24 protein-coding genes are annotated in these 25,868 nt (G+C 74.5%); 6 read left to right on the forward strand and 18 right to left on the reverse strand.

The genetic code is table 11. The features are described from left to right. Window positions 1-15: 15 nt before the first annotated feature. From BLV02_RS00370 to BLV02_RS00385, 4 genes are read right to left on the reverse strand one after another with little or no spacing between them, the layout of a single operon-like run. The gene (locus tag BLV02_RS00370; RefSeq protein WP_069113963.1) at window positions 16-1,254 is read right to left on the reverse strand and encodes an RNA polymerase sigma factor; all 1,239 of its coding nucleotides are present in this window, start codon (window positions 1,252-1,254) and stop codon (window positions 16-18) included. Continuing rightward, entirely contained in the window at window positions 1,251-1,574 is a 324-nt protein-coding gene (locus BLV02_RS00375) for a YciI family protein (protein WP_069113964.1), read from the reverse strand. The genes BLV02_RS00370 and BLV02_RS00375 overlap by 4 nt, the downstream gene beginning before the upstream one ends. A gap of 19 nt (window positions 1,575-1,593) precedes the next feature. Then, the gene (locus BLV02_RS00380; protein ID WP_069113965.1) at window positions 1,594-2,196 is read right to left on the reverse strand and encodes a dihydrofolate reductase family protein; all 603 of its coding nucleotides are present in this window, start codon (window positions 2,194-2,196) and stop codon (window positions 1,594-1,596) included. Window positions 2,197-2,208: 12 nt separating this feature from the next. Further along, window positions 2,209-2,811, reverse strand: coding sequence for a dihydrofolate reductase family protein (locus BLV02_RS00385; RefSeq protein WP_069113966.1), 603 nt, complete (start codon window positions 2,809-2,811; stop codon window positions 2,209-2,211). A 255-nt stretch (window positions 2,812-3,066) separates the two neighbouring features. Here BLV02_RS00385 and BLV02_RS00390 point away from each other — a divergent pair, with 255 nt between their 5' ends. The 3 genes from BLV02_RS00390 (at window position 3,067) to BLV02_RS00400 (ending at window position 5,469) form a co-directional block, all read left to right on the forward strand. Next, the gene (locus BLV02_RS00390; protein WP_069113967.1) at window positions 3,067-3,246 is read left to right on the forward strand and encodes a VOC family protein; all 180 of its coding nucleotides are present in this window, start codon (window positions 3,067-3,069) and stop codon (window positions 3,244-3,246) included. A gap of 95 nt (window positions 3,247-3,341) precedes the next feature. Next, window positions 3,342-4,892, forward strand: coding sequence for an MFS transporter (locus BLV02_RS00395; protein ID WP_083289072.1), 1,551 nt, complete (start codon window positions 3,342-3,344; stop codon window positions 4,890-4,892). Then, window positions 4,876-5,469: a TetR/AcrR family transcriptional regulator gene (locus BLV02_RS00400; RefSeq protein ID WP_069113968.1), complete on the forward strand. Its 594-nt coding sequence runs from the start codon at window positions 4,876-4,878 to the stop codon at window positions 5,467-5,469. Before BLV02_RS00395 ends, BLV02_RS00400 begins: the two co-directional genes overlap by 17 nt. Here BLV02_RS00400 and BLV02_RS00405 read toward each other — a convergent pair. Beyond that, a complete protein-coding gene (locus tag BLV02_RS00405; protein ID WP_216094475.1) occupies window positions 5,445-6,341 on the reverse strand; it encodes a LysR family transcriptional regulator ArgP in 897 nt (298 codons plus the stop codon). The genes BLV02_RS00400 and BLV02_RS00405 overlap by 25 nt on opposite strands. A gap of 70 nt (window positions 6,342-6,411) precedes the next feature. Between BLV02_RS00405 and BLV02_RS00410 the strand changes: the two genes are divergently transcribed. Then, a complete protein-coding gene (locus BLV02_RS00410; RefSeq protein ID WP_069113969.1) occupies window positions 6,412-7,011 on the forward strand; it encodes a LysE/ArgO family amino acid transporter in 600 nt (199 codons plus the stop codon). On the opposite strand, the gene BLV02_RS00415 is transcribed toward BLV02_RS00410, so the two are convergent. The 9 genes from BLV02_RS00415 to BLV02_RS00450 form a co-directional block, all read right to left on the reverse strand. Further along, window positions 6,974-7,681 (reverse strand): AfsR/SARP family transcriptional regulator, encoded by a 708-nt coding sequence (locus BLV02_RS00415; protein WP_141711775.1) that lies wholly within the window; start codon window positions 7,679-7,681, stop codon window positions 6,974-6,976. The genes BLV02_RS00410 and BLV02_RS00415 overlap by 38 nt on opposite strands. Window positions 7,682-7,790: 109 nt before the next feature. Then, window positions 7,791-9,311 carry an OmpA family protein gene (locus BLV02_RS00420; RefSeq protein ID WP_069113970.1) on the reverse strand — a complete coding sequence of 507 codons (1,521 nt, stop codon included), beginning with the start codon at window positions 9,309-9,311 and terminating at the stop codon, window positions 7,791-7,793. Between the two features lie 13 nt (window positions 9,312-9,324). Beyond that, window positions 9,325-10,626, reverse strand: a complete 1,302-nt coding sequence (locus tag BLV02_RS00425) for a hypothetical protein (RefSeq protein ID WP_069113971.1) — start codon at window positions 10,624-10,626, stop codon at window positions 9,325-9,327. 22 nt (window positions 10,627-10,648) lie between these two features. Beyond that, on the reverse strand, window positions 10,649-11,155 hold the full coding sequence (locus BLV02_RS00430) for a hypothetical protein (RefSeq protein WP_069113972.1): 507 nt from the start codon (window positions 11,153-11,155) through the stop codon (window positions 10,649-10,651). A gap of 22 nt (window positions 11,156-11,177) precedes the next feature. Further along, window positions 11,178-12,443: a hypothetical protein gene (locus BLV02_RS00435; RefSeq protein ID WP_069113973.1), complete on the reverse strand. Its 1,266-nt coding sequence runs from the start codon at window positions 12,441-12,443 to the stop codon at window positions 11,178-11,180. Further along, window positions 12,436-14,631 carry a hypothetical protein gene (locus BLV02_RS00440; protein ID WP_069113974.1) on the reverse strand — a complete coding sequence of 732 codons (2,196 nt, stop codon included), beginning with the start codon at window positions 14,629-14,631 and terminating at the stop codon, window positions 12,436-12,438. The genes BLV02_RS00435 and BLV02_RS00440 overlap by 8 nt, the downstream gene beginning before the upstream one ends. Before the next feature lie 58 nt (window positions 14,632-14,689). Then, a complete protein-coding gene (locus BLV02_RS35350) occupies window positions 14,690-14,908 on the reverse strand; it encodes a hypothetical protein (protein ID WP_141711776.1) in 219 nt (72 codons plus the stop codon). Between the two features lie 75 nt (window positions 14,909-14,983). Next, entirely contained in the window at window positions 14,984-15,664 is a 681-nt protein-coding gene (locus BLV02_RS00445) for a response regulator transcription factor (RefSeq protein ID WP_069113975.1), read from the reverse strand. Further along, complete coding sequence (locus BLV02_RS00450; protein WP_069113976.1) at window positions 15,661-16,857, reverse strand: sensor histidine kinase; 1,197 nt, start codon at window positions 16,855-16,857, stop codon at window positions 15,661-15,663. The genes BLV02_RS00445 and BLV02_RS00450 overlap by 4 nt, the downstream gene beginning before the upstream one ends. 132 nt (window positions 16,858-16,989) lie before the next feature. On the opposite strand from BLV02_RS00450, the gene BLV02_RS00455 reads away from it, so the two are divergent. Beyond that, on the forward strand, window positions 16,990-19,215 hold the full coding sequence (locus BLV02_RS00455) for an MMPL family transporter (protein ID WP_069113977.1): 2,226 nt from the start codon (window positions 16,990-16,992) through the stop codon (window positions 19,213-19,215). Window positions 19,216-19,681: 466 nt separating this feature from the next. On the opposite strand, the gene ftsY is transcribed toward BLV02_RS00455, so the two are convergent. The 4 genes from ftsY to BLV02_RS38170 form a co-directional block, all read right to left on the reverse strand. Beyond that, window positions 19,682-20,872 carry a signal recognition particle-docking protein FtsY gene (ftsY, locus tag BLV02_RS00460; protein WP_141711777.1) on the reverse strand — a complete coding sequence of 397 codons (1,191 nt, stop codon included), beginning with the start codon at window positions 20,870-20,872 and terminating at the stop codon, window positions 19,682-19,684. A gap of 49 nt (window positions 20,873-20,921) precedes the next feature. After that, on the reverse strand, window positions 20,922-21,257 hold the full coding sequence (locus BLV02_RS00465; protein ID WP_141711778.1) for a hypothetical protein: 336 nt from the start codon (window positions 21,255-21,257) through the stop codon (window positions 20,922-20,924). A 172-nt stretch (window positions 21,258-21,429) separates the two neighbouring features. Next, window positions 21,430-24,981, reverse strand: a complete 3,552-nt coding sequence (smc, locus tag BLV02_RS00470) for a chromosome segregation protein SMC (RefSeq protein WP_069113979.1) — start codon at window positions 24,979-24,981, stop codon at window positions 21,430-21,432. Window positions 24,982-25,027: 46 nt separating this feature from the next. Next, entirely contained in the window at window positions 25,028-25,243 is a 216-nt protein-coding gene (locus BLV02_RS38170) for a hypothetical protein (RefSeq protein WP_069113980.1), read from the reverse strand. Between the two features lie 257 nt (window positions 25,244-25,500). On the opposite strand from BLV02_RS38170, the gene BLV02_RS00480 reads away from it, so the two are divergent. Next, entirely contained in the window at window positions 25,501-25,848 is a 348-nt protein-coding gene (locus BLV02_RS00480; RefSeq protein ID WP_069113981.1) for a nuclear transport factor 2 family protein, read from the forward strand. Window positions 25,849-25,868: the final 20 nt, after the last annotated feature.

Genomic DNA, 25,868 nt, shown 5'->3' on the forward strand with positions numbered 1-25,868 from the left:
TCGGAGGCGGAACTCCTACCCCGATGCCAGCCGGTCGCGGCGGCGGGTCAGGGCGGCGGACTCGGCGGTGTTGCCGGCCAGCGCGATCGCCTCGTCGTAGGCCGCCCGCGCTTCCCGGTCGCGGCCGAGCCGGCGCAGCAGCTCGGCCCGGGTGGCGTGGAAGGCGTGGTAGCCGGCCAGATCACCCCCGAGCCGGTCGACGGTGGCCAGGGCGACGGCGGGGCCGTCGAGCTCGCCCACGGCGACGGCCCGGTTGAGGGCGACGACCGGCGACGGGTCGAGGACGGCGAGCTGGTCGTAGAGGGCCAGGATCTGCGACCAGTCGGTGTCGCCGAGGTCGCGGGCGGAGGTGTGCACGGCGCTGATCGCGGCGAGGAGCTGGTAGCGCCCGGGCGCCACCCCGGAGGCCAGCCGCTCGCGCACCAGCCGATGGCCCTCGGCGACCATCGCCGCGTCCCACGTGCCGCGGTCCTGCTCGTCGAGGGAGACCAGTTCGCCGGCCGACGACACCCGGGCCGTGCGGCGGGCCTCGGTGAGCAGCATCAGCGCCAGCAGGCCGGCCACCTCGCCGTCGTCGGGCAGCAGGGCGCGGATCAGGCGGGTAAGCCGGATCGCCTCGGCGGTGAGGTCGTGCCGGACCGGGTCGGCGTCCGGGCCGGTGGCGAGGTAGCCCTCGTTGTAGACGAGGTAGAGCACGGCCAGCACGCCGGAGACGCGGGCCGGGAGGTCCGCCGCGGACGGCACGCGGTACGGGATGCGGGCCGCCTTGATCTTGGCCTTCGCGCGGCTGATGCGCTGGCCCATGGTGGTCTCCTGCACCAGGAAGGCGCGGGCGATCTCGGGCACCGTGAGGCCGCCGACCATGCGCAGCGTCAGCGCCACCCGGGTCTGCATCGCCAGCGCCGGGTGGCAGCAGGTGAAGATCAGCCGCAGCCGGTCGTCGTCGATGGGGCCGAGCGGCACGGGCGGGTCGTCACCGAACACGAGCCGTGCCTCCTTCTGCTTGTCGTCGCGCTTGGACTCGCGCCGGAGCCGGTCGATCGCGCGGCGGGTGGCGGTGGTGGTCAGCCAGGCGCCAGGGTTGGGCGGAACGCCGTCGGACGGCCACCGCTCGACGGCGGCCGCGAACGCCTCGGCCGCGGCCTCCTCGGCGACGTCGAGGTCGCCGAAGCGCTTGGTCACGGAGGCGACCACGCGCGCCCACTCCTCGTGGTGCGCCCGGGTGATCGCCGCGCGGACGTCGGCACCGGTCACAGCAGCGGACGCACCTCGACCCTGCGGTTGCAGGCCCTCGACCCCTCGGCGGCGAGCCGGAGGGCGACGTCGAGGTCGGACGCCGCCATGATCCAGAAGCCGGCGAAGTACTCCTTCGTCTCCAGGAACGGGCCGTCGGTGATCAGCGCCTCGCCGCCCCGGTTGTCGATGACGGTGGACGCCTCGGGCGCCGCGAGGCCGGCGGCGAACACCCAGTTGCCGTCGGCCTGGAGCCGCTCGTTGAACGCGCGGATGGCCGTCATCTCGTCGTCGGTGGCCGAGCCGGTGCGGTCGTCGATCACGGAAACCATGTACTTCATCCCGGCATCATCTCCTGTGTCACGCGGTGGCGTAGTGCGGACGGCCGGCCGGTCGGTAGACCTGGAGCACGAACCCCTTCGGGAAGGCGCGCGACTCGACCAGCTCGAGCGCGTGGTCCGGGCCGTCGTCCGGGAACAGCCGGGTGCCCCGGCCGACGACCACCGGCGCGACCAGCAGGATGAGCTCGTCGACGAGGTCGTCCGCGAGCAGCCGGCGGACCAGCTCGCCGCTGCCGTGCACCTGCAGCTCGCCGCCCGGCGCGGCCTTCAGCTCCCGGACGGCGTCGGCACCGCCGACGACGGTGGCGGGCGCCCAGCCCGGGTCGGTGAGCGTGGTCGACGCGACGTACTTGGGCCGGGTGTTGAACGCGCGCCCGATGCGGGTGTCCGCCATCTCGTCGATGGCGCCCCAGGTGCCGGCGAAGAACTCGTAGGTGCGGCGGCCGAACAGGAACGCCCCGGCCCGCTCGCACAGCTCGTCGACGTAGCCGAGCGCCTCGTCGTCGAACAGCGGCAGCGCCCAGCCGCCGCGGTCGAACCCGGGGTCGAGGTCGGGGTGCGTCCCGCCGTTGGCCTGCATGACGCCGTCGACGGAGACCTGCATGACGGTGGTCAGCTTCATGATCGGGTCTCCTCAGCTCGTGGCGTACCGCGGGCGTCCGGCCGGCCGGTACACGTGCGCCGTGATGCCGTTGGCGAAGGCCCGCGCGCCGGTCAGCTCGAGCGCCGCGTCCGGGCCGTCGTCCGGGAACAGCCGGCGGCCCTGGCCGACGACGACCGGGTAGGTCAGCAGCGTCAGCTCGTCGACGAGGTCGTTGGCGAGCAGCCAGCGGGCCAGCTCGCCGCTGCCGTGCACCTGCAGCTCGCCGCCCGGCCGGGCCTTCAGCGCCCGGATGGCGTCCGCTCCGGTCACGACCGTGGTGTCGGCCCACGCCGGGTCGGTGAGCGTGGCCGAGGCGACGTACTTGGGCCGCGTGTTCAGCGCCGTCCAGATGAGGCTGTCGCCCGGGTCGGCCCACGTCCCCCACGACGCGGCGAAGATCTCGTACGTCCGCCGGCCGAACAGGAACGCGTCGGCGCGCCCGTAGATCTCGCTGAGGTACGTCTGGCCCTCGCCGCCGAACAGCGGCAGCGCCCACCCGCCGCGCTCGAACCCGCCCCGGCGGTCCTCGCCGGGCCCGCCGAGCCCCTGCATCACGCCGTCGACGGAGACGTTGGTGGTGACGGTCAGTCGCATGATCGCGGCTCCTCTCCTCGGGGCGGCCCCTGGTGGGCGGCCTCTCACCCCCGCTACGAACGCGACCGCCCCGTTTCGACAAGACTCCCCGACTATTCTTGCGACGCCCGACGGGCTGGAGGCTGGACCTTCGAACGCGCCTTCGACGACCCGGAATCACAACTGCGCCGCGACTACTGGATCGTCCGACACGGGGGCGCCGGCATCGGCGGGCTGCAACGCTCGGCCGCGGGGCAGCCCGCGCCGTCGGCGGGCGTGCGCCTCTACGTGCGGGTCGACGACCTCGAGCGGACGATCGCGCGAGCGGTGGCGCTGGGCGCGACGGTGGAGCGCGGCCGCACACTGCTCGGCGGCGACGGCTTCTGGTTCGGCAACGTCCGCGACCCTCAGGGCATCTCGCTGGGCCTCTGGACGTCACGACCGCCGGCGGCGTGACGGAGCGCACGTCCGCGACGGGTTCCGATTACGAGACTCGCGGGTCTAGTATCTATTTCCAGAACTCATCAGTCTCGGAATCCTCCGGAGTGGCCATGTCCCTCGCACCGCCCGACACCGAGTACGCCACCTCCACGCGGCACCGGCGCCGCTGGGCGACGCTCGGGGTGTTGTCGTTGAGCCTGGTGCTCATCGGCATGGACACCACCGTGCTGAACACGGCGATCCCGACCATGCAGCGCGACCTCGGCGCCACCGCCAGCGAGCTGCAGTGGATCATCGACGCCTACACGCTGGCCTTCGCCGGGCTGCTGCTGACGGCCGGCGCGTGGGGCGACAAGTACGGCCGCAAGCTCGCCCTCGCCGCGGGCCTGGTCGTGTTCGCCGCCGCGAGCGTCTGGGGCGCGCTGTCGAGCGACCCGACCACCGTCATCGCCGCGCGGACGGTGATGGGCATGGGCGGCGCGCTGATCATGCCGAGCACGCTGTCGATCCTCATCGACGTGTTCCGCGACCCGAAGGAGCGCAAGCGGGCCATCGGCGTATGGGCGGCGATGGCCGGCATCGGCATCGCGGGCGGCCCGGCCGTCGGCGGCTGGCTGCTGGAGCACTTCTGGTGGGGCTCGGCGCTGATGATCAACGTGCCGATCGCGGGGGCCGCGCTGCTGCTCGGGTTCTGGCTGGTGCCGGAGTCGCGGGACCGGACGGCGCCGCGGCTGGACCTCGTCGGCGCGGCGCTGTCGTGCGCCGGGCTGGTCGCGCTGGTCTGGGCGCTGATCGAGGCGCCCGAACGCGGCTGGACGAGCGGCGTCACGCTCGGCGCCGTGGCGGCGTCGCTGGCGATCCTGGCCGGCTTCGTGCTCTGGGAGCGCCGCCACCCGCACCCGATGCTGCCGGTCGAGTTCTTCCTGAACCGCCGCTTCAGCGTCCCCGCCATCTCGATCACGCTGGTGTTCTTCGCGATGATGGGCGCCGCGTTCTTCCTGTCCGTGTACCTGCAGACGGTGCTCGGCTACACGCCGCTGGAGGCGGGGCTGCGCATCCTGCCGCTGGCGATCGGGCTGGTCCTCGGCGGCCCGGCGGCCATGGCGGTCGCGCAGCGGGTCGGCGAGAAGTGGCCGACGGTGTTCGGGCTGGTGCTGCTGGCGGTGTCGTTCTGGATCTTCACGGGGACGACGATCGAGAGCGGCTACGCGCCCCGCGGCCTCACCGCGACCGTCGTCATGGGGTTCGGCATGGCCTTCGCGATGGGCCCGGCGACGGAGTCGGTGATGGGCGCGGTGCCGCGGGCCAAGGCCGGCGTCGGCTCGGCGGTCAACGACACCGTCCGGCAGGTCGGCGGCGCGCTGGGCGTCGCGGTGCTGATCTCGGTGCTGAACTCGGTCTACTCTGCGCAGGTGGACGACGCCACCGCCCAGCTGCCCGCCGAGGCCGCGCACGCCGCCGGCGACAGCATCCAGGGCGCGTACGCCGCCGCCGGCGAGCTGCCCGCCGAGCCCGCCGCCGCCCTCGTCCACGCCGCCGACGCCGCGTTCGTCGACGCCATGACCACGACGACCGCCGTCGCCGGGATCGTCGTCCTGGTCGGCGCGCTGGTCGCGCTGCTGTGGCTGCCCAGCCACGCCCGCGATGAGCAACCCGGCTGAGCCACGGCGCGGCCGGCCGCGCGACCCGGAGGCGGACCGCCGCATCCGGGAGGCCGCGGCCGGCCTGCTGCTCGAGCGCGGGGTCGACGGCATGACGGTCGACGCGGTGGCGGAGCGGGCCGGTGTCGGCAAGGCGACGCTGTACCGGCGCTGGGCCAGCAAGGACGAGCTGGCGCTGGCCGCCGCCGAGACGCTGTTCGCGCTGGAGGTGCGGGTCCCCGACGCCGGCAGCCTGCTCGGCGACCTCGTCGAGATCTACACCGACATCCTGCGCCTGGCCCACAGCGACGACGGCCGGGCGTTCTTCCGGCTCGCGGTGACCGAGGCCGCCCGCGACCCCCGCGTCGGCGAGCTGTACCGCGCGTCGCTGGCCACCCGGCTGGCCGAGTCCGGCGTCGTCTTCGACCGCGCGATCGCCCGCGGCGAGCTCCCACCGGACGTCGACCGCCAGCTGGTCTTCGACTGGTTCACCGGGATGATCGTGCTGCGCATCCTCACCGGCGTCGAGCTCCCCCGGCCGGAGGACGCCGAGACCCTCGCGCGCGCGACGATCTACGGCTTCGCCGCCCGCAGCTGAGCCGAGGCCGCCGCCACGACGGCGTCGGTCAGCTCGTCCAGCAGCGGCGACGCCAGCTTCCAGCGCTGCCAGTACAGCGGCACGTCGAGATGGCGGCCGGGGGCGATCTCGACCAGCCGGCCGTCGTCGAGGGCGGGGCGGGCCATCGACTCGGGCAGCATCGCCCACGCCAGCCCCAGGATCGTCGCGTCGGCGAACCCGACCGACGACGGCAGCACGGTGACCGGCGGGTCGACCCGGCGGCCGGCCAGCTCGCGGGCGAACCGCGACTGCAGCGCGTCCTTGCGGTTGAAGACCAGCGTGGTGGCCGCGCCGAGCGCCGCCGCCGTCGGGCCGTCCGGGAACCAGCGCCGGGCGAACGCCGGTGTGGCGACGCCGAGGTAGCGCATGCGCCCGAGCGGGCGCACGGCGCAGCCCTGGACGGCGTGCGCGTCGGCGGTGACGGCGGCCAGGACCGCGCCCTCGCGCAGCAGCGTCGCCGAGTGGTCCTGGTCCTCCTGGTGCAGCTCGAACCGGGCGCCGCGCTCGTCGGCCAGCCCCGTCAGCGCCGGCAGGAACCACGTCGCCAGCGAGTCCGCGTTGACGGCGACCGCCAGCCGCACCTCGACGTCGCCGGAGGCCAGGCCGGACAGCGCCTCGCTCTCCAGCAGCCGCACCTGGCGAGCGTACCGGGCCAGCCACTGCCCGGCCTCCGTGGCGCCGGCCGGGCGGGTGCGGCTGACCAGCACGCGGCCCAGCCGCGACTCCAGCGCCTTGACCCGCTGGCTCACCGCGGACGGCGTGACGTGCAGCCGGCGGGCGGCCGCCTCGAAGCTGCCCTCCTCGACGACGGCGGCGAACGCGCTGAGCTGGGCGAGGTCGATGCGCATCATGAAGCCATGCTAAGGAAGGCGTAGGAACTTTAGCTGGCCTACGGACCACGCCGGACCTAGCGTCGAGGACGTGTCCAGCGCCTTCGTCGGGTTCGCCACCTCCCTCTCGCTGATCGTCGCGATCGGCGCCCAGAACGCGTTCGTCCTGCGCCAGGGCCTCGACCGCCGCCACGTCGTCCCCGTGGTCGCGGTGTGCGCGGTGGCGGACGCGGCGCTGATCGGCGCCGGGATCGCCGGGCTCGGCGCGGCGCTGACGACGCACCCGTGGGCGCTGGACGTGGCGCGCTACGGCGGGGCGGCGTTCGTGCTCGGGTACGGCGCGCTGGCGGCGCGGCGGGCGCTGCGGCCGTCGTCGCTGGTCGCCGGGGCGGGCGCGGCGGCGACGGCGCGGGCGGCGGTGCTCGCCTGCCTCGGCTTCACCTTCCTCAACCCGCACGTGTACCTCGACACCGTCGTGCTGCTCGGCGCGCTGGCCAACCAGCACGGCGACGACGGCCGCTGGCTGTACGGCGCGGGCGCGATGGCGGCGTCGCTGAGCTGGTTCACCGCGCTCGGGTTCGGCGCGCGCTCACTCAGCGCGGTGTTCGAGCGGCCGGGCGCCTGGCGGGTGCTGGACGGGCTGATCGCCGTCGTCATGCTCGCGATCGGCGCCCGTCTGTTGCTGGGGTGAGCAGCGCCTCGATCGCCTCCGACGGGTCGAGGCCCAGCTCGTCGGCCAGCAGCCGCCGGTACTCGCCGAGCTGGTGCGAGGCGACCGACCGGTTGCCCTCGGCCAGATGGGCGCGGATCAACGCGCACCACGCCGACTCCCGCAGCGGCTCGGCCGCGATCGCCCGGTACGCGACGTCGATGGCCGCGCCGAACCGGCCGGCCGCGGTGAGGCGGCGGCTGAGCGCTTCGAGGGCGTGGATGCGCAGCTGACGGTGCCGCTCGCGCTCCAGCTGCAGCCAGTCCTCGTCCCAGCCGGGGAGGATGTCGTCGGTGAGCAGGTCGGCGGAGTCCGGCAGATGGTCGCGGCCGGACGGGTCGAGCAGGCCGCGCGCGAGCCCCGCGCTCTCGGCGAGGTCGACCCGCACCGACGGCCGCAGCTGCAGCTCGTCGCGGCCGCTGCGGACCAGGCCGGCCGGCAGCCGGCCGATCCGCCACAGCGCCGTGCGCAGCCTCGCCCGCGCCTGCTCCTGCGGCACCCAGCCCCACAGCTGACCCGTCACCGCGTCGCGGCGCTGCGCGCCGCCGTTGACGGCGAGGTAGGCCAGCAGGCGCCGCGGGCCGGCGGGCAGCGCCACCGGGACACCGGCGACGAGGACCTCGAAGGCCCCGATGACGTGCAGGTCAGCCATCTGGTTCACCGCAGCCATCAGCGACACCCCCCGTTCGCCGGACCCGCGCGATGGCTCGCGGATCCGGTCTAGTCAATGTTGTACTCGCATGATCGCCACTCGCCTAGGCCTACTCCAGGAAGTCCTCCGCGTAACAGCTGTAGATGCTGGCCTGATCCTTCAGCCGCTCGATGATCCACGCGTTGAACTGCTTGAACGCCTTCGGCAGCGCCAGCAGCCCGAGTCCCCATTCCGCGCCCGAGGCGTAGGCGATGATCTGGCTCATCTTCACGATCCCGCCGGCGATGTCCTCGTCGAGCAGCCGCAGGTTGGTGGTGAGCCGGTCCTCGGGCACCTGCGGGCCGAACAGGTCCGGGTGCAGCAGCCGGCCCAGGACGCGGCTCCACTCCTCGGGCCGGGGCATCTGGTTGTCGCGCTTGATGAGGAACACCTGGGTGTCGGTGGCGAACCGGTCGTCCATGCCGGGCTGCTTGATCTTGGCCAGCACGCACTTCAGCCGCTTCACCGCCTCCGGTGTCAGCGTCGGCGACGACAGCAGCGGGGTGACCCGCAGGATCACCTCGTCGAGCACCAGGGGGTCCGGCGGCGGCGTGTAGTCGCGGTACACGGTGATCTCGACGCGGCGGTTCAGGGTGTGCAGGCGAGTAGAGAACGGCCGGTCCTCGCCGTAGCTCTCGATGACGTACTCGATGCGCTCCACCGTGCCGACGGGCAGCCGGCCGGCCTGCTGGGCGACCAGCTCCTTGAGCCGGGCGGCCACCGCCTGGGCCCGGCGGCGGCCGAGATCGAGGTTGTAGGCGCGGGTGCCGACGGGGTCGGTGTGGCCCTGGAAGACGATCTTCGTGACGATGCGCCGCGAGTACCAGCTGCGGACGATCTCGCGGGCCAGCGAGGCGATCAGCCGCTCGTGCTCGTCCGTCAGCGTGGCCTTCGCGAACGGGAAGCCGCGCAGCGACCGCTGGTCCACCGGCGCGACGACCGCCCCGACGGTCCGCGGCAGCAGCGCGTACACGACCAGCTTGTAGGTGGCCGCCTGGTCGACCGTCAGCTGCGTGGACAGCCCGGCCGCCGCGGCCAGCGAGCCGGGCGCGAGCTCCAGCGCCTCCTCCAGCCAGCGGTTCAGCGTCCACGGCCCGACCGAGACCGCGTCGAACGGCGGCACCTTCGACGGGTGCGCCTTCTGGCAGAACCGGTGGAACGCCCGGAGCTTGTCCTGCTCGACGACGTCGAACGGCACCGTCTCGACGACCAGCACGTGCACGGTGCTGCTGGGCCCGGCCTTGGGCAGGTCCGGCAGGTCGATCAGCAGGCGGTCGCCCCAGCCCGGCTCCGCGCCCACGTTCGCCCGGGCCCCCGCGATCATCCACAGGATCCGCTCGGTCCGCACCGTCACCTCGGCGCTCACCAGCGGTTTGGCCCGCAGCACGTCGGGCAGCTCGGCGAGTGCCGCCGGCGGGAACGTCCGGGTCAGCCGCGACAGGGCGGGCGCGGCCTGCTCCTCGAAGGCCGGCTCGCCCGGCGCCTCGTAGAGGTGTCCCCACGACTCCCCCGCCTCGGCCGGCTCGGGCGCCGCCTCGGCCGGCGCGAACGGCGACTCCAGCAGCGTGGCGGTGAACGGTTCGCTCGTCATGACGGCCTCCGTCTCAGCCGCGGCCGTTGGTGGCGGCGACGGCGGGGGCCGGCGCCGGAGCGGGCGGCGACGGCACCGGCGGTGGCGGTGCGGGGATGCGCAGCGGCTGCGCGCTCAGGCTGCCGGCCACGCCGCCGACGGGCCGGTCCTTCACCCGGTCGCCGGTCGCGGACTGCCACAGGTCGATGATCCGGTTCATGTCCTGCAGCAGCTGGGCGTTGACGCCGCCGGCCAGGGGCACGTAGAGCGTCTCCGCCTTCTCGCCGGTGTCGAACGCGCCCAGCTCGATCGCCCGCAGCATCGCCGACATCAGGTCGGCCAGCTCGAACAGCTCGCGCGATCGCGCGGCCGGCTGCAGGCCGACCCGCTGGGCGATCTTCGCCAGCCGGTCCGCCGCGTTGGTCGCGTCGGCCCGCAGGTCGACCACGATGGGCGTGTCGGGGGTCTCGAGGGTCAGGTGGAACCAGCTCATCGTGGCGACGTACACGAACTCCTCGCGGGCGAGCTGCCCGCCGCGGCGTCGCATCGCCATCATGTCCTTCAGCGCGGTGCACAGGAACGCCACGTACTCCTTGTCGGTGGCGTTCGGGCCGCTCTCGTTGCGGGCGTTCTCGATGCCGAGCCACACCTGCCGCAACAGCTCGGTCCACTTCTCCCGGAACCCGGTGTTGACGCCGCTGCCGGTGTCGGACTTCCAGTCCTGCTCGCCGGCCGAGCCGGGCCGGGCCCAGCGCGCCGGGATCGGGTGCGGCAGGTCCATGCCGAACATCCGCCACATGCAGTTGCGCCGGTTGACCCGGTCGTCGGGCCGCACGGCGCTGGTGACGCCGCTGATGGAGAACAGCGGCGGGTCGCGGAAGAACAGCTCCTCGGTGGCCCGCAGCCAGCGCAGTCCCCCGGCGGAGAGCGTGTCCAGGGTCTCGCCGGTGACCAGGCGGCGGACCACCTCGGCCAGCACCTCGAACACCCCGGTCGACTCGACGAGGTACGCGTACGCCAGGTGGTCCCACGCGAGCCCGCTCGCCTGCACCAGCGGTGCGCCGCCGAAGACATCGGGGTCGGTCAGCACGACGCCGGACGGCGCCACCTCGGCGCCGCCGGTCACCTGCGGCCGGGGCAGGTTCAGCGTCTCGACGACGTCGGCGGCGCCGAGGAACGGTTCGAGGGTGGTCGGGTCGCCGAACGCGGGCACCGTCCGGGCGTTGTTCCACGCCTCGTCGAGCCAGCGGCTGAGCTGGATCGGGTGGACGAGGAACACGTCCCGGCGGTCGCGGCCGGGTGTTGCGGCGAACAGCTGGGCAAGGTTCCTGAACATGTCGTGGGCCCCCTTCGGCGGGTCAATCGACCGGGGTCGGGGCCGGCAGCCGCGGCAGCCGCGGTCCCAGCCGGATGAGGTGGCCGGCGCCGTTCCACACCTCGAGGCGCACGATGTCCTTGCCGCGAGTGCGGTTCAGCGTGACGGTCCCGGCGGAGCCGGAGCCGCGGTCGATGCCGAGGAGTTCCGGCTTCGTCTCGCCGGCGGCGTGCACGGCCACCCGGGCCGCGGTCGCCGGGAGCGGCTGCAGCTCGACCCGTTCCCGGTCCTTGTCCTGGAACCGCCGCGCGGTCACCAGCAGGTCGTCCGGCGCGAACCGGCCGGTCAGCGCGCCGAGCACCCGGTAGTCGAACGCGGTGCGCCGCTGGGCCACGGAGGCGGGCCGATCCCTGTCACCGCGACGCCGGTCGTCGTGCGGCTCGGTGCCGTGCCGGGTGATCGCTTGGGCGACGTCCTGCAGCGCCGTCACGAACTCGCGCAGCGTCGCCTCGGACGGCAGGCCGCCGCCCGATGGTCCGTCAGCGGACATGTCGATCTCCTCCTCCAGTGGGTCAGGCGGCCCGCGCGGGCGCCCCGGGTGAGAGCCGGGCCAGCCAGTCGAGCAGGTCCCGGCGGTGGGCGGCGCCGTTCGCCGGGTCGACGACCGGCCGGATCGCGAGCCAGGCCAGCACGGCCAGCGGCTCCCGGCGGGCGAGGTACTGCGAGGTCAGCAGCGACGGCCCGGCCCGGCGGGCCAGCGCGTCGAGCGCGTCCGGCGACCGGCGGGCCGGGTCGGCGACGGCGGACAGCGGCCGGCCGCCGAACGCGGCCATCGGCTGCCGGGTGCAGACCCGCACGATGTCGTCGAGCGCGTCGACGCTCAGCCGGGCCAGGCCGGCGATCTCCGACGGCGCCCGTTCCGGCGGGTGCCGGCGCGCCCAGGCGACGGCCAGCCCGTCCCACGGACCGGCGCCGAACCAGCTCCGGCACAGGGCGGCGTTGACGATGACCCGGATCCACGGGAACGGGTGCGGGTCGCCGGGGACGGCCTGGTAGACCGCCGAGGTGTCGCCGTCGACCACGTTGGCCAGCGCCGGCAGCGGCGCCCAGCCGGCCAGGGCGAACGCGTGGACGTCGGCCGCCAGCTCGCTGGCCCAGGAGCGCCACGTCTCGGCCAGCTCACGCGACCGCGGCGCCAGCGCCACCGCGAGCGCGTCGGCCAGCTCCGTGTTCCAGCCGGTCAGGTGGCCGACCTGGTGACCACATTCGTGCAGGATGGCGGTCGGGTAGCTCAGGTTGTGCCGGGTGAGCTTGATGGCCGCGACGGGCGACGGGCTGGTGCGGTCCCAGAGCCGCACGTCCGCGCGCAGGATGGCCGCCCCCAGGCCCTTGTCGAGGTAGACGACGGCCGGCGGCGTCGCGATGCCGACCCGGCCGAGGATCACGTCGAGGCTGTCGCCGGCGATCACGTCCAAGCCGCTCAGGACGGCGGCGAGCGCGGAGTTGGTGCGCGAACCGACCGCGTCGCCGTAGAAGTCGAGGATGGTCTCGACCTGCAGGTAGCGCCGGCGCAGCGCGAGCACGGCGCGGCGCACCGTGCCGGTGTCGTCGCCGCGGGCCAGGGCGGTCGAGCAGTGCGCGGCCTCCAGCGAGAGGTCGGCGACGACCGCGGCGAGCCGGTCGCGCACCCGCATGCGCAGGTACTCCTCCAGCCCCGCCCAGGCGGCGGGCGCGGCGATGGTGTCGAGGTCGGCCAGCGCGTCGACGGCATTGCGCCAGTGCGCGATCTCCGCCGCCAGCTGCGCGCGTTCGGGCTCGGCCGGGTCCGGCTCAGCCATGACGCAGCCCGGGGCGGATCGCGAGCACGGGCGGTCCGGGCGGTCCGGCCGCGAGGGCGTCGCGGCTGGCGAACGGGAAAGTGAACGTCAGCGTCAGCCCGGCGGCCGGGTCCTGGGCGGCCCCGGCCAGCGTCGGGCCGGCCGCCGGCAGCTCCTTGGCCAGCGCGGTGATCATCCCCTCCGCCAGCGCCTCGGCCAGCGCGCGGCGGCGCTCGGGCGGCATCGGGCGCGGCGTGTTCAGGGCGCGCGACCGGCCCAGCCGCCGCGCCAGCCAGTCCCGGACCGGCGGTCCCAGCAGCCGCCGGACGGTCGCGATGACCTGGGTGTGCGCCCGGCGGTCCAGCTGGCCGGCCAGGGTGTGCGCCATCCGTTCGCCGATCCGCAGGTGCACCCGCAGCCGCGGGGCCGGGCCGGACAGGTCGACGCGGACGGCCAGCCGCCGCACCCGGCGGGCGTGCCCGGGCCGTCCGGGGACGACGACGCGGAACAGCCGCTGTCCCGGCGCGGCCGGCGTCCCGGCCCGGGCGCCGGCGGCCCGCGGGCCGCGGGCACCGAGCGCCGGTCGCTGCAACAGCGCGCCCGCCACCTGCGGCGTCAGCTCGCCGAACTCGTCCGGCGACAGCGTGGCGTCCTCGTCGCCGGCCGCGGCCAGGTGGCCGCGCCGGGTGCCCGTCATCGCCTCGAACAGCTGCACCTCCACCTCGGCCGGCCACCCGGCGACGCCGTCGTCGAGCAGCCGCTCCTCGAGCGTCTCCTCGCCGCCGACGACGATCGCCCGGGCCGTGGGGCGGCTGAGCAGCACCCGGTACGGGTGGGTGTACGCGCGGTAGCGGTAGCGCGGGCGCGGGCCGCGCGGCATCATGATCCACCCGCCGGCCTCGGGCTCGGCCTCGTCCTCCCCCAGGTCCGCCCGGAGCACCCGCGGCGGCAGGTACCGGGCGGCCGCCTCGGCGAACGCCTCCTGCACCTCGGCCGCGACGCGGACGTCGTCGGCCAGCGACTCCGCCGGCAGCGAGAGCACCTGCCGCACCGTCTCCTCCAGCGTCGACACCAGCGCCTCCGCCCCGAGCACCGCGGCCTCCTCGTGTTCCAGCCGCAGCAGCTTCAGTCCGGTGTCCGCGATCGGCGGGGCCAGCGAGCGCGCCGCCTGGTGGCCGACGAACGGTGCGATGAACGCGGCCAGCGGCTCGGCCAGCAGCCGCTTCACGCGGTCGCGGCCGATCAGCCGGACCGCCGTGCGCACCAGCGGCATGGCGGCCGTGACGGCGGGGACGAACTGCTCCACGGGCGCGACCGGCGCCTCGCCCGGCGTCGCGTCGGCCAGCTCGGCGGCCAGCCGCGCGCGTGCGGCGTCGAGGCCGGCGACCGGGTCCTCGCCGGCCGCCCGGCCCGCGTCGTCGGCGGCGACGAGCAGTTCCTCGGCCGCCGCCTCGTCGGTGACGGTGAGCGCCTGCGCGTACTGCCGGTCGAAGTCCTGCGCGACCTCCCGGCCGGTCTCCGGGACGCGGATGCCGAGCCTGGCCGCCAGCGCGGTCGCCGGGCCCTGCAACGACGCCGGCAGCCGGTTGCGGGCGGCGTTGAGCACCCGCTTCACCAGCGGCTCGACCAACTTCTTGAGGATGCCCGTGAGCTGGCCCAGGCCGGTGATGCTGCCGAGCACGCTCAGGCCGGTGCGGGCCACGGCGGTGGCGGCGGTCTTGACCTTCGCGAAGCCGCTCTTCACCTTGTCGACCAGGCCGCCCAGGAACTGCTCGGCGGCCGGGCTCATCGTGTCGGTGCGCGCCTGCGCCGCGGCCAGCTCGATCTCGTCCTCGGCGACCGACTCCGGGGTGCGCCCGGCGAACGTCTGCTCCAGGTGGTCGAGCACCCGCCGCGCCTCGTCGAGCAGCCGGGCCGACCACGCCTCCAGCTGGGTGTCGCGGCCGTCCGCCTCACCGTCCCAGGGAGCGGTCAGGTGCATGGCCGCGGCCTCGTCGACCAGCGCCTCGACGGCGTCGTCGAACGCCTCGTCCTCCAGCTCGGCGAGCAGGTCCTCGAACAGCTCGCCGTCGTCGCCGCCCGCTTCGAGGCGGCTGGCCGAGAACGGCGAGAGCAGCCCGGGCAGCGTCGACTCGGCCGCTTGCTCGGGCGGCCGCTCGGCCTGCAACGCGCTGCCGACGAAGGGCGACACCATGGCGGGCGTGTTCATGACGACCTCCGGGGACGACTACGGGAGGGACCGTAGGCGGCGCCCGTGTGCGTGATCGTCACCGTGGCGTCTCCGGCTCGTCTCCGGTGTCGTCGTCCGCCGCGGGTTCGAGCGCCAGCAGCGCGGCCAGCCAGCGGCCCAGCTGCTCGCCGGCCTGCGCCGCGGAGCCGCGCACCAGGCGGCCCTCGACGTCACCGGTCGCCAGCATCCGGACCTTCAGGTCCTGGCCGTCCACCCAGCAGCGGACGACGACGACACACCAACGCGGACGGGGCATGGGGGCAGCCTGCCGCCGCGGCGTCTGCCGCCCGTATCCCCACCCGTCACCCCCGCCGTCGCCGGCGCGGCGTGGTCAGGCCGGCGGGCGCGCGCTGACGAGGCCGGTCTGGTAGGCGATGACGACGAGCTGGGCGCGGTCGCGGGCGCCCAGCTTGATCATCGCCCGGCTGACGTGGGTCTTGGCGGTGGCCGGGCTGAGCGACAGCTCGGCGCCGATCTCGGCGTTGGACCGGCCGGTGCCGACGAGGGCGAGCACCTCGCGCTCGCGCTGGGTGAGCACGCCGAGGCGGTCCTCGGCCACCTGGTGGGCCGCGCGGACCGCGGTGAACTGGGCGATCAGCCGCCGGGTGATCTTGGGCGCGAGCAGCGCCTCACCGGCGGCGACGACGCGGATGGCGTGCAGCAGCTCCTGCGGGCCGGCGTCCTTGAGGAGGAACCCGCTGGCGCCGGCCTCGAGCGCGTCGAACACGTACTCCTCGGTGTCGTACGTGGTGAGGATCAGCACCTTCACCCGTTCCAGGCCGGGGATGGCGGCGATGCGGCGGGTCGCCTCGATGCCGTCGAGGCCGGGCATGCGGATGTCCATGAGCACGACGTCGGGACGGGACTCGCGGCAGCGCTCGATCGCCTCGGCGCCGTTGGCCGCCTCGCCGACGACGTCGATGTCGTCCTCGACGTCGAGCAGGACGCGGAAGCCGGTGCGCACGAGCACCTGGTCGTCGGCGAGGACGACGCGGACGGTGGTGGACGTCATCGGGCGGCGGCCTCGACGCGGTTCAGCGGCAGCCGGGCGGACACCCTGAAGCCGTCGCCGTCGGGGCCGGCCTCGAACGTCCCGCCGAGCAGCTCGCACCGTTCCCGCATGCCGGCCAGGCCGCGGCCCGGCTCGACCGGCGGGCCGGCCGGGGCGCTCAGCTCGCCGCCGTCGTCGGCGATCGACACCCGCAGTTCGCCGCCGGCCAGCTCGAGGCCGATGGTGACGCGAGCCGGCCCGGCGTGCCGGATGATGTTGGTGATGCCCTCCTGGACGATGCGGTAGGCGGCGCGGTCGACGTCGTCGGGCACCACCCCGGCGGGTACCGACCCCGTCACCGTGACGTCCAGCCCGGCCCGCCGCCCCACGGCGACCAGCTCGTCCAGCGCGCCCAGACTCGGCCCGGGCGAGCCGTCGTCGTCGCCGCGCAGCACCCCGAGGACGGAGCGCATCTCGCGCAGCGCGCGGGCGCTGGTCTGCTCGATCGTCAGCAGCGTCTCGCGGGCCCGCTCCGGCCGCTTGTCCAGCACGTGCGCCGTGACGCCGGCCTGCACGTTGATGATCGCGATGGCGTGCGCGACGGTGTCGTGAACCTCGCGGGCGATGCGCAGCCGCTCGGCGTCGACCCGGCGGCGGGCCTCCTCGTCGCGGGTCCGCTCGGCCACCTCGGCCCGCTGGACGGCGTCGGCGGCGATGACGCGGCGGGAGCGCACCGACTCGCCCAGCGCCGCGGCCATGATGGTGGCGCCGATGCGGAACGCCAGCCAGCCGACGCCCTGGGGGCCGTCGTCGGCCGTCGCGATCCAGACGACCGCCAGCACCGTCAGCCCGTTCGCGACCACGACCAGCGAGCGCCGCCCGTCGCCGTGCGCCGTCACCGTGTAGATGGCCACGAACAGCGACAGCCAGCCGGGGCCGTCGGGGAATCCGGACCCGAAGTAGGCGACGCTGACCAGGCCGGTCACGATGAAGACGGGGATCGGCCAGCGCCGCCGCACCAGCAGGACCATGCCGCTGAGCATGAGCAGCGCGTTGCCGGGGATGCCGAGCGCCTCGGCCGGCCCGCCCAGCTCGGGCTCACGCTCGATCGCCGAATGCGTGCCCTGCACCTGCAGCAGTGTGACGAAACCGGCGATCAGCACGTCCTGAGTGCGCGCCGACAACGTCGGGAGGCGCCGTACCAACCGCTCCATGGCAAGCGATGGTAGCGACGCCCACCCACGCCCGGCGTCGTCCACCCGGCGCAGCGCGCTACTCCCGGTGGCGTAGCCGGACGCGCTCGGCGGCGGACGACGGAGGCCGCGGCGCCCTTCGAGGATCACGGTATGACGACTACACCGAAGCAGAGGCCGGGGCCGCTGGGGCGGCTGGCCGGCGTGGCGTTCCGGCACCGCTGGCGGGTGCTGATCGGCTGGGCGGCGGCGCTGGCCGTCGCCGTGGGGCTGGCCGCGGCGTTCGGCGGCGACTACGAGGTCGACTACTCCAGCCCGGGCAGCGACTCGCAGCAGGCGCAGCGGCTGCTCACCGACCGGTTCCCGGCGCAGGCCGGCGAGCCGGTGGACGTGGTCGTGCGCGCCGACGGGCCGGTGACCGACCCGTCCGTGCAGGCCGACGTCGGCGCGCTGCTGGACGAGCTGCGCACGCTGCCGCACGTCACCGCCGTCGACGACCCGTACACGGCGCCCGGCGGGGTGGCGCCGGACGGCCGCACGCTGACGGCGCGGCTCAACCTCGGCGTCGACGCGCCGGAGAACATGCCGGTCGAGGACACCGAGCGGCTGCTGGCCGCGGCGGAGGCGGCCGAGCGGCCCGGGCTGGACGTCGCGCTGGGCGGCGACACGATCCGCATCGCCGAATCCGGCGAGTTCGGCAGCGAGATGGTCGGGCTGATCGCCGCGGCCGTCATCCTGCTGGTGACGTTCGGGACGGTGGTGGCGGCCGGCCTGCCGATCGGCGTGGCCGTCGCCGGGCTGGCGATCAGCTCGACGCTGGCCGGGCTGGTCGCGGCGGTGATGGACGTGCCCGACTGGGCGCCGATCCTGGCGTCGCTGATGGGCATCGCGCTGGGCATCGACTACGTGCTGCTGATGGTGACGCGGTTCCGCGAGTGGCGGGCGGCCGGGCTGGCGCCTTCCGACGCGGCCGTCGCGACGCTGGACACCGCCGGGCGGGCCGTCATGGTGGCCGGCGGCACCGTCATGGTGAGCATGTTCGGGCTGTTCGCGATGGGGCTGTCGTTCATGCGCGGCGCGGCGGTCGTGACGATGGTCGCCGTCCTCGTCGTGATGGCGGCCGCCGCCACGCTGTTCCCGGCGCTGCTCGGCTTCTTCGGCCACCGCATCGAGCGGTGGCGGCTGCCGATCGGGCGGCGCCGCGGCGCGGTGACGGTCGCCGAGGGCGGGCACGTGGCGCCGTCGCGGGCGTGGCTGCGGTGGAGCCGGCTGATCGAGCGCCGCAACGTCCTCGCCGTCGTGCTGGGCGGCGGGCTGATGCTGGCGCTGGCGGCGCCGTTCCTGGGCGCCCGCTTCGGCTTCCCCGACGCCGGGAACGACCCGGCCGGCCACTCCAGCCGGCAGGCGTACGACCTGCTCGCCGACGGGTTCGGCGCCGGCGCGAACGGGCCGCTGCTGCTGGTGGCGGACCTGCCCGGCGGCACGGCCGACGCCGGCGCGCTGCCGGCGCTGGCCGACACCGTCGCCGCCACCCCGGGCGTCGCCGCCCTCCTGCCGCCGGTCGTCACCGAGGCCGGCGACGCCGCGCTGCTCACCGTCATCCCGTCGGGCGGGCCGCAGGACGCCGGGACCGAGGACCTCGTCCACACCCTGCGCGACGACGTGTTGCCCGGCGCCGATGTCGAGGTGCACGTCGGCGGTGTGACGGCCGCGGCGATCGACGTCAACGAGTCGATGGCCGACGGGCTGCCGCTGCTGATCGGCGGCGTCGTGACGGTGTCGATGATCCTGCTGCTGGTGTCGTTCCGCAGCGTCGTCATCATGCTGACCGCCGCGGTGATGAACCTGCTCTCCGTCGCCGCCGCGTACGGGGTGGTCGCGCTGGTGCTGGAGGGCGGCTGGGTCGGGCAGCTGGTCGGCGTCGAGACGGAGACGCCGATGCCCGCGTACGTGCCGGTCGTCATGTTCGCGGTGCTGTTCGGGCTGTCGATGGACTACGAGGTGTTCCTGATCAGCCGCATGCGCGAGTCGTGGCTGCGCACCGGCAGCAACGCCCGCGCCATCGTCGACGGGCTGGCCGGCACCGGCCGGGTCATCACCGCGGCCGCGGCGATCATGGTGACGGTGTTCGCGGCGCTGGTGCCGAGCCCGGACGTCGTGCTGAAGTCGCTCGGCGTCGGCATGGCGGCCGCGATCCTCATCGACGCGACCATCGTGCGCATGCTGCTCGTCCCCGCCGTCATGCACGTGCTCGGCCGGGCCAACTGGTGGTCGCCGCGGTGGCTGGACCGGCGGATGCCGCAGCTCTACGTCGAGGGCCGGCCGGAGCTCTTCCTGCCGCCGGCGACGGACCGGGAACCCGAGCCTGTGCGGACCTAGGCGACAGCGGCAGGCGCAAGAAGCCCCGGTGTGGAGTCGTAGCAGCACACACCGGGGCTTAGCTGGGATCATGGGTGTTGACGCACCTAACCCAACCACGATCAAGCCTACTCGTTGACGAATGGCTTGTCTCGGTGTCATCCTGATGGGCTAACTACATCGGGAATCCGCCCGAAGTAGTCCAGAAATGGGCTACCGGGCGGGCTGTTGACGCGGTTCACTCGGTTGCCCTCAGCACTTGGGAGGAACACCCAGTGAGTCGTAGCAACGGGCGAGGACGTACGACGTTGGAGCGCTTGGAGAGGCTTCGACGTCACACCACGATCATGGGTCAGATCCTCCGGGATCTCTGGCCGTTGTTCGTGCTGGCGTTCTTGATTCGGATGTGACCTTGGAGCGGGTCGGCTGAGAGGCCGGGCCGCCAGGGAGCGAACGGGGACCGGCGAGAGCCGGTCCCCTTCGTGCGTCAGGACTCGCCCAGGATGCCGTCGACGAAGGCCTCGGCGTCGAAGGGGGCGAGGTCGTCGGGCCCCTCGCCGAGGCCGACCAGCTTGACGGGGACGCCCAGCTCGCGCTGGACGGCGACCACGATGCCGCCCTTGGCGGTGCCGTCGAGCTTCGTCAGCACGATGCCGGTGACGTCGACGACCTCGCCGAAGACACGAGCCTGCACGAGGCCGTTCTGGCCGGTGGTGGCGTCGAGGACGAGCAGCACCTCGTCGACCGGGCCGTGCTTCTCGATGACCCGCTTGACCTTGCCCAGCTCGTCCATCAGGCCGACCTTGGTCTGCAACCGGCCGGCGGTGTCGACGAGGACGGTGTCGGCCTCCTGCTCGATGCCCACCTTGACGGCGTCGAAGGCGACGCTGGCGGGGTCGCCGCCCTCGGGACCGCGGACGGTGACGACGCCGACGCGGTCGCCCCAGGTGGTGAGCTGGTCGGCGGCCGCCGCGCGGAAGGTGTCGGCGGCGCCGAGGACGACGTCGCGGTCCTCGGCGACGAGCACGCGGGCCAGCTTGCCGACCGTCGTGGTCTTGCCGGTGCCGTTGACGCCGACCACCAGCACGACGGCGGGCCGGCCGTCCTCGACGTGCCGCTCGGTGCGCAGCGCGCGGTCCAGCGCGGGGTCGACGAGCGCGAGCAGCTCTTCGCGCAGCAGGATGCGTGCGGCCTCGGGGCTCTGCACGCCCTCGACGCGGGCCCGGGTGCGCAGCCGCTCGACCAGCTCCTGCGCCGGCGCGACGCCGAGGTCGGCCGTGAGCAGGGTGTCCTCGATCTCCTCCCACGTCTCGTCGTCGAGACGCTCGCGCGAGAGCAGGCTCAGCAGGCCCTTGCCGAAGCCGGACTGCGAGCGGGACAGCCGCGAGCGCAGCCGGGTCAGCCGCCCGGCGGCCGGCTCGGGACGTTCGAGGACCGGCTCCTCGACGACGGGCCCGGCCGGCGCCTCGGGCAGCTCGACGTCGGAGATCGGCGCCCGCTGCTCCTCGACCGGCGTGGTGGCGTCGTCGCCGACCCCGGGCAGGACGTCGGTGCCGGGCCGCGGCGCGGGCGCCTCGACCTGGCCGCGCCGGCGGCGGGGCACCAGGAACGCTGCGAGGGCGATGCCCAGGACGACCACGACGGCTACGACGATGACGATGTACTCCACGGCCGCCATCCTCGCACGTTCTCAGTGCGGCGCCGGACCACCCGGCGCCGTCGTGCGCTCAGGCGGCGCGGTGGGTCACGCCGGAGGCGCCGCCGATGCGGGGCAGCGCCGCGGGAGCACTGGCCGGCTCCGCCTCCGGAGCGTCCGCGGAGTCCGCGGCGGCGGAGGGCGCGGGCCGGGTCAGGCGCCGGGCGATGCCACGGCGGGCGACGCGCAGGGCGTGGAACGACGCCGCGCGCCAGTCGTCCAGTCGGGCCACCGCGAGGAACCGCCAGCGGCGCAGTCTTCGCCGCACCATGGCCGAGCCGGCCAGGTGGTAGTACGCGCCGACGGCCGCCAGCACGGCCGTCGCCACCATCACGATCACCAGCATCGCCACGACTACTGCCGTCATGTGACACCCCCGTTGGTCACATCAGTAACATCTTTCACACCTGCACCACCGACGGTAGCGCAGGTGCAACCCCGTCTCCCGAAAGACGCGCGGCGTGTCCGTCCGGTTGCCTCACGCGTCACAGGGGACCGTTCCGGTACCCCGCGAAGCGCGGATCATGCTCGGGCCGGGGTCAGACCGGCTCGGACTCCCGGATGCGCTGCGAGATGACCGCGGTGACGCCGTCGCCGCGCATGGAGACGCCGTAGAGGGCGTCGGCGATCTCCATGGTGCGCTTCTGGTGGGTGATGACGATGAGCTGGCTGCGCTCGCGCAGCTCCTCGTAGATGTTCAGCAGCCGGCCGAGGTTGGTGTCGTCGAGCGCCGCCTCGACCTCGTCGAGGATGTAGAACGGGCTCGGCCGCGCCTTGAACAGCGCCACCAGGAACGCCACGGCCACCAGCGAGCGCTCGCCGCCGGACAGCAGCGACAGCCGCTTGACCTTCTTGCCCGGCGGCCTGGCCTCGACCTCGATGCCGGTGGTGAGCATGTCGTCGGGCTCGGTCAGCACCAGCTTGCCCTCGCCGCCGGGGAACAGCCGGGAGAAGACGTCGGCGAACTCGCGGGCGGTGTCCTCGAACGCGGACGCGAACACCTGCTGGACGCGGTCGTCGACCTCCTTGACGATGTCGAGGAGGTCGGCGCGGGTCTTCTTGAGGTCCTCCAGCTGCTCGGTGAGGAACGCGTGCCGCTCTTCCAGCGCCGCGAACTCCTCCAGCGCCAGCGGGTTCACCTTGCCCAGCGCCGACAGCCCGCGCTCGGCCGCCTTGAGCCGCTTGAGCTGCTGCTCGCGGACGTACGGGATCGGCTCGCGCGGCTCGCCGTCGTCGCCGGGCGGGACCGGGACGGGCAGGTGCGGGCCGTACTCGTCGATCAGCGTGGCGGGGTCGACGCCCAGCTCCTCCAGCGCCTTGGTCTCCAGCGCCTCGACCCGCATGCGGTGCTCGGCGCGGGCCAGCTCGTCGCGGTGGACGGTGGACGTGATCTCGTCGAGCTCCGCCGACACCTCGCGCACCCGCGCCCGCTCGGCCGTCAGCGCCTGCTCGCGCTCGGCCCGCAGCTCCTGCACCTCGTCGCGCTCGGCTGCGGCCAGCTCCAGCGACCGCTCGAGGTGGCGCAGCACGACGGCGGCGCCGCGGCCGACCGCGGCGGCGACCCGGGCCTCCGCGGCCCGGCGGCGGGCAGCGGCGACGGCGGCCTCGCGGGCGGCGCGCTCCTGCCGGGCGGCCCGTTCGAGGCCCTCGGCCCGGCCGGTCAGCGCGCGGGCCCGCTCTTCGCCGGTGCGCAGCGCCAGCCGCGCCTCGGTCTCGCCCTGCCGGGCGGCGCGGGACCGCTCGGCGAGGCGGTCGCGCTCGTCGGTGGACGGCTCGACGTCGTCGTCGCCGGCTTCCTCGGCGGCGGCGAGCCGCTCTTCCATCTCTTCCAGCGCGCCAAGGTCGCGGTCGCGGGCCTCCTCGGCCCGGGCGACGGACTCGGCCAGCCGCTCGGCCTCCTCGGAGGCGGCCCGCGCGGTGCCGCTCAACCGGCCCAGCTGCTCGGCGACGGAGGACAGCTCGGCGTCGGACTCGCGCAGCTTCGTCAGCGCGGCGGACTCGGCCGCGGCCGCCTCGGCGCGGGTGCGCTCGGCGGCGGCCAGCTTGCGGCCGAGGTCCTCGGCCTTGCCGGTGGCGATGGCCAGCCGGTCGGCGGCTTCGTCGACGGCGGCCTGCACCTCCAGCAGGCTGGGCGCGCTGCTGGACCCGCCGTAGGCGCGGTCGCGGCCGAGGAGGTCGCCGTCGCGGGTGACGGCGACGAGCTCGGGCAGCTCGGCGACCAGCGCGCGGGCGGCGGCGAGGTCGTCGACGGCGGCGACTCCGCGCAGCAGGTTGGTCAGCGCGGGCCGCAGCTCGGCCGGCGTGGTGACGAGGTCGACGACGTAGCGCAGCCCGCCCGGCAGCGGCTGCCAGGACGCGGGGTCGTCGTACGGCGCGCCGCCGACCAGCAGCCCGGCCCGGCCGAGGTCGTCGTCGCGGAGCAGCCGCAGCGCGGCGACGGCGTCGTCGACGGACCCGACGGCGACGGCGTCGGACGCGGCGCCCAGCGCGGTGGCGACCGCGGCCTCCCAGCCGGACTCGACGGTGAGCAGCGCGGCCACCGAACCGAGCACGCCGGACAGCCGGTCGGACGCGGCCAGCAGCGCCTCGGAGCCGTCGCGGCGGGCCAGCCCCATCTGCAGCGCCTCGTGCCGGGCCACCAGCGCGGCCCGCTCGCCCTCGGCGGCCCGCTCCTGCTCGCGCAGCGTGGTGAGGACGTCGTCGGCGGCGGCCAGCGCGGCCGCGGCCCGCTCGTGCTCGCTGTCGAGGCCGTCCTCGCCGACGGACAGCCCGGCGATGGTGGTCTCGAGCGCGGTGTACTCGTGCTCGGCGGCGGTGGCGCGGCGGCGCGCCTCCTCGCGGGCGGCGCCGAGACGGGTCAGCTCGGCCTCGGCCGCGGCGGCCCGGCGGCGGGCGCCGTCGAGCTGGCCGGACAGCCGGGCCACGCCCTCGCGGCGGTCGGCGCTGGCCCGGACGGCGGCGGCCAGCCGGCGCTCCTCGGCCTGGGCCTCCTCCTCGGCGACGCGGCTGGTCTCGAGCGCGTCGTCGAGCGCCTCGCGGGCGGCGGCGATCTGCTCCTCGAGCTCGGCCTCCTGCTCGCGGACGGCGGCGGCCTCCTGCTCGAGCTCGTCGGGGTCGCGGCCGGACCGCGGCGCCTCGCCGGCGGCGGACAGGTGCCGGGCCCGCTCGGTGGCCAGCGACGCGGTGCCGCGGACCCGCTCGCGCAGCCCGGACAGCTGGTACCAGGCGTCGGAGGCCTGCGTCAACCGCGGCGCCACCTGGGCGACCTCGGCCTCCAGCCGGGTCTCGGCGGCGCGCGCCTGCTCGAGCGCGCGGGCCAGCTCGGCCTGCCGGGCCTTCAGCGCGGTCTCGTCGGCGACCTCCTGCTCGAAGCTGGCCCGGGCCTGCACCAGCTCGTCGGCGAGCACCCGCAGCCGGGAGTCGCGCAGGTCGGACTGGATGGTCGCGGCCCTGCGGGCCAACTCGGCCTGCCGGCCCAGCGGCCCCAGCTGACGGCGTAGCTCGGCGGTGAGGTCCTGCACGCGGGTGAGGTTCGCGGCCATCGCCTCGAGCTTGCGCAGCGCCTTCTCTTTGCGCTTGCGGTGCTTGAGGACGCCGGCCGCCTCCTCGACGAAGCCGCGGCGGTCGTCGGGCGTGGCGGACAGGACGGCGTCGAGCTGGCCCTGGCCGACGATGACGTGCATCTCGCGGCCGATGCCGGAGTCGGACAGCAACTCCTGCACGTCCAGCAGCCGGCAGGACTGGCCGTTGATGGCGTACTCGGAGCCGCCGTTGCGGAACATCGTCCGCGAGATGGTGACCTCGGAGTACTCGATCGGCAGCGCACCGTCGGTGTTGTCGATGGTGAGGACGACCTCGGCGCGGCCGAGCGCGGGACGCCCCGCGGTGCCGGCGAAGATGACGTCCTCCATCTTGCCGCCGCGCAGACTCTTGGCCCCCTGCTCGCCCATGACCCAGGCCAGGGCGTCGACGACGTTCGACTTACCCGAACCGTTGGGCCCGACGACACAGGTGATGCCCGGTTCCAGGCGTAGCGTCGTGGACGACGCGAAGGACTTGAATCCCCGTAACGTCAAGTTCTTCAGGTGCAATGGACCGACTCCCCTGCATGTGGGGGCCAGCCTACAACCGCTACGCTCAGGTCAGGGCCGGTTGCGGCACATGCGTGTCGTGCAGCCCGGTGTCGTCGAGGAGACGGCCGTGCTCGACAGCTGCCTCGGCAAGCTGGTCGTTCTCGACCTGAAGCCGCAGCACCTGCGCTTCGAGGTCGGTCACCCGCCTGCGCAAGCGCTGTACCTCGGTAGTGAGCCTTGGATCAGTTCCCCCGACATAACCCAACAGCGCCTTCGCCATTGTCGAAGCCCTCCAGAAGGCCTGAGAATGTGATGATCACTTTTCGTGTATGACGCGGCACCCGTCTGACCGTAGACGCACAGGCCGCAACGCATACCAGCATCTCACCGGACGTGCCTCTCGGTCAACTCGTTCGAAGGAATCCCTCAACGGTCTCACCAGCGCGCATACCGTACGGGATCGGCCGCCCCCCGGCTCCGGCGGCCGTCGCGATAGGGTCCGCGACCATGGAGGCCGAATCCGCGTTGAGGGCTCTGATGACCGCCATCGACGAACGGCGATGGGGCGACCTCGAACAGTACCTCCACCCAGACTTCACCTGCCGGTACGTGCACACCGGCGAGACCTTCGGACGCGACGCGTGGATCCGGCTCAACGCCGACTACCCCGGCTTCGACCGGCTGCGTGTCGAGGAGCTCGTCGGAGCCGGCGACGCGGCGGCGTGCCGTTCGCACGTCACCGGGCGCGTCGGCACCGTGATCCAGCACTTCGAGTGCGCGACGTTCGCGCACCTCAGCGACGGGCTGATCCAGCGGCTGACCGAGGTGTGGACCGACGTCGACCAGCAGGCGCCTCCCGGCACCCGCCCCACCGGCGCGGACTGACCGGGGCACCGGGCGCTGAG

Origin of the sequence: Jiangella alba, assembly GCF_900106035.1 — a bacterium.
GTDB lineage: Bacteria > Actinomycetota > Actinomycetes > Jiangellales > Jiangellaceae > Jiangella > Jiangella alba.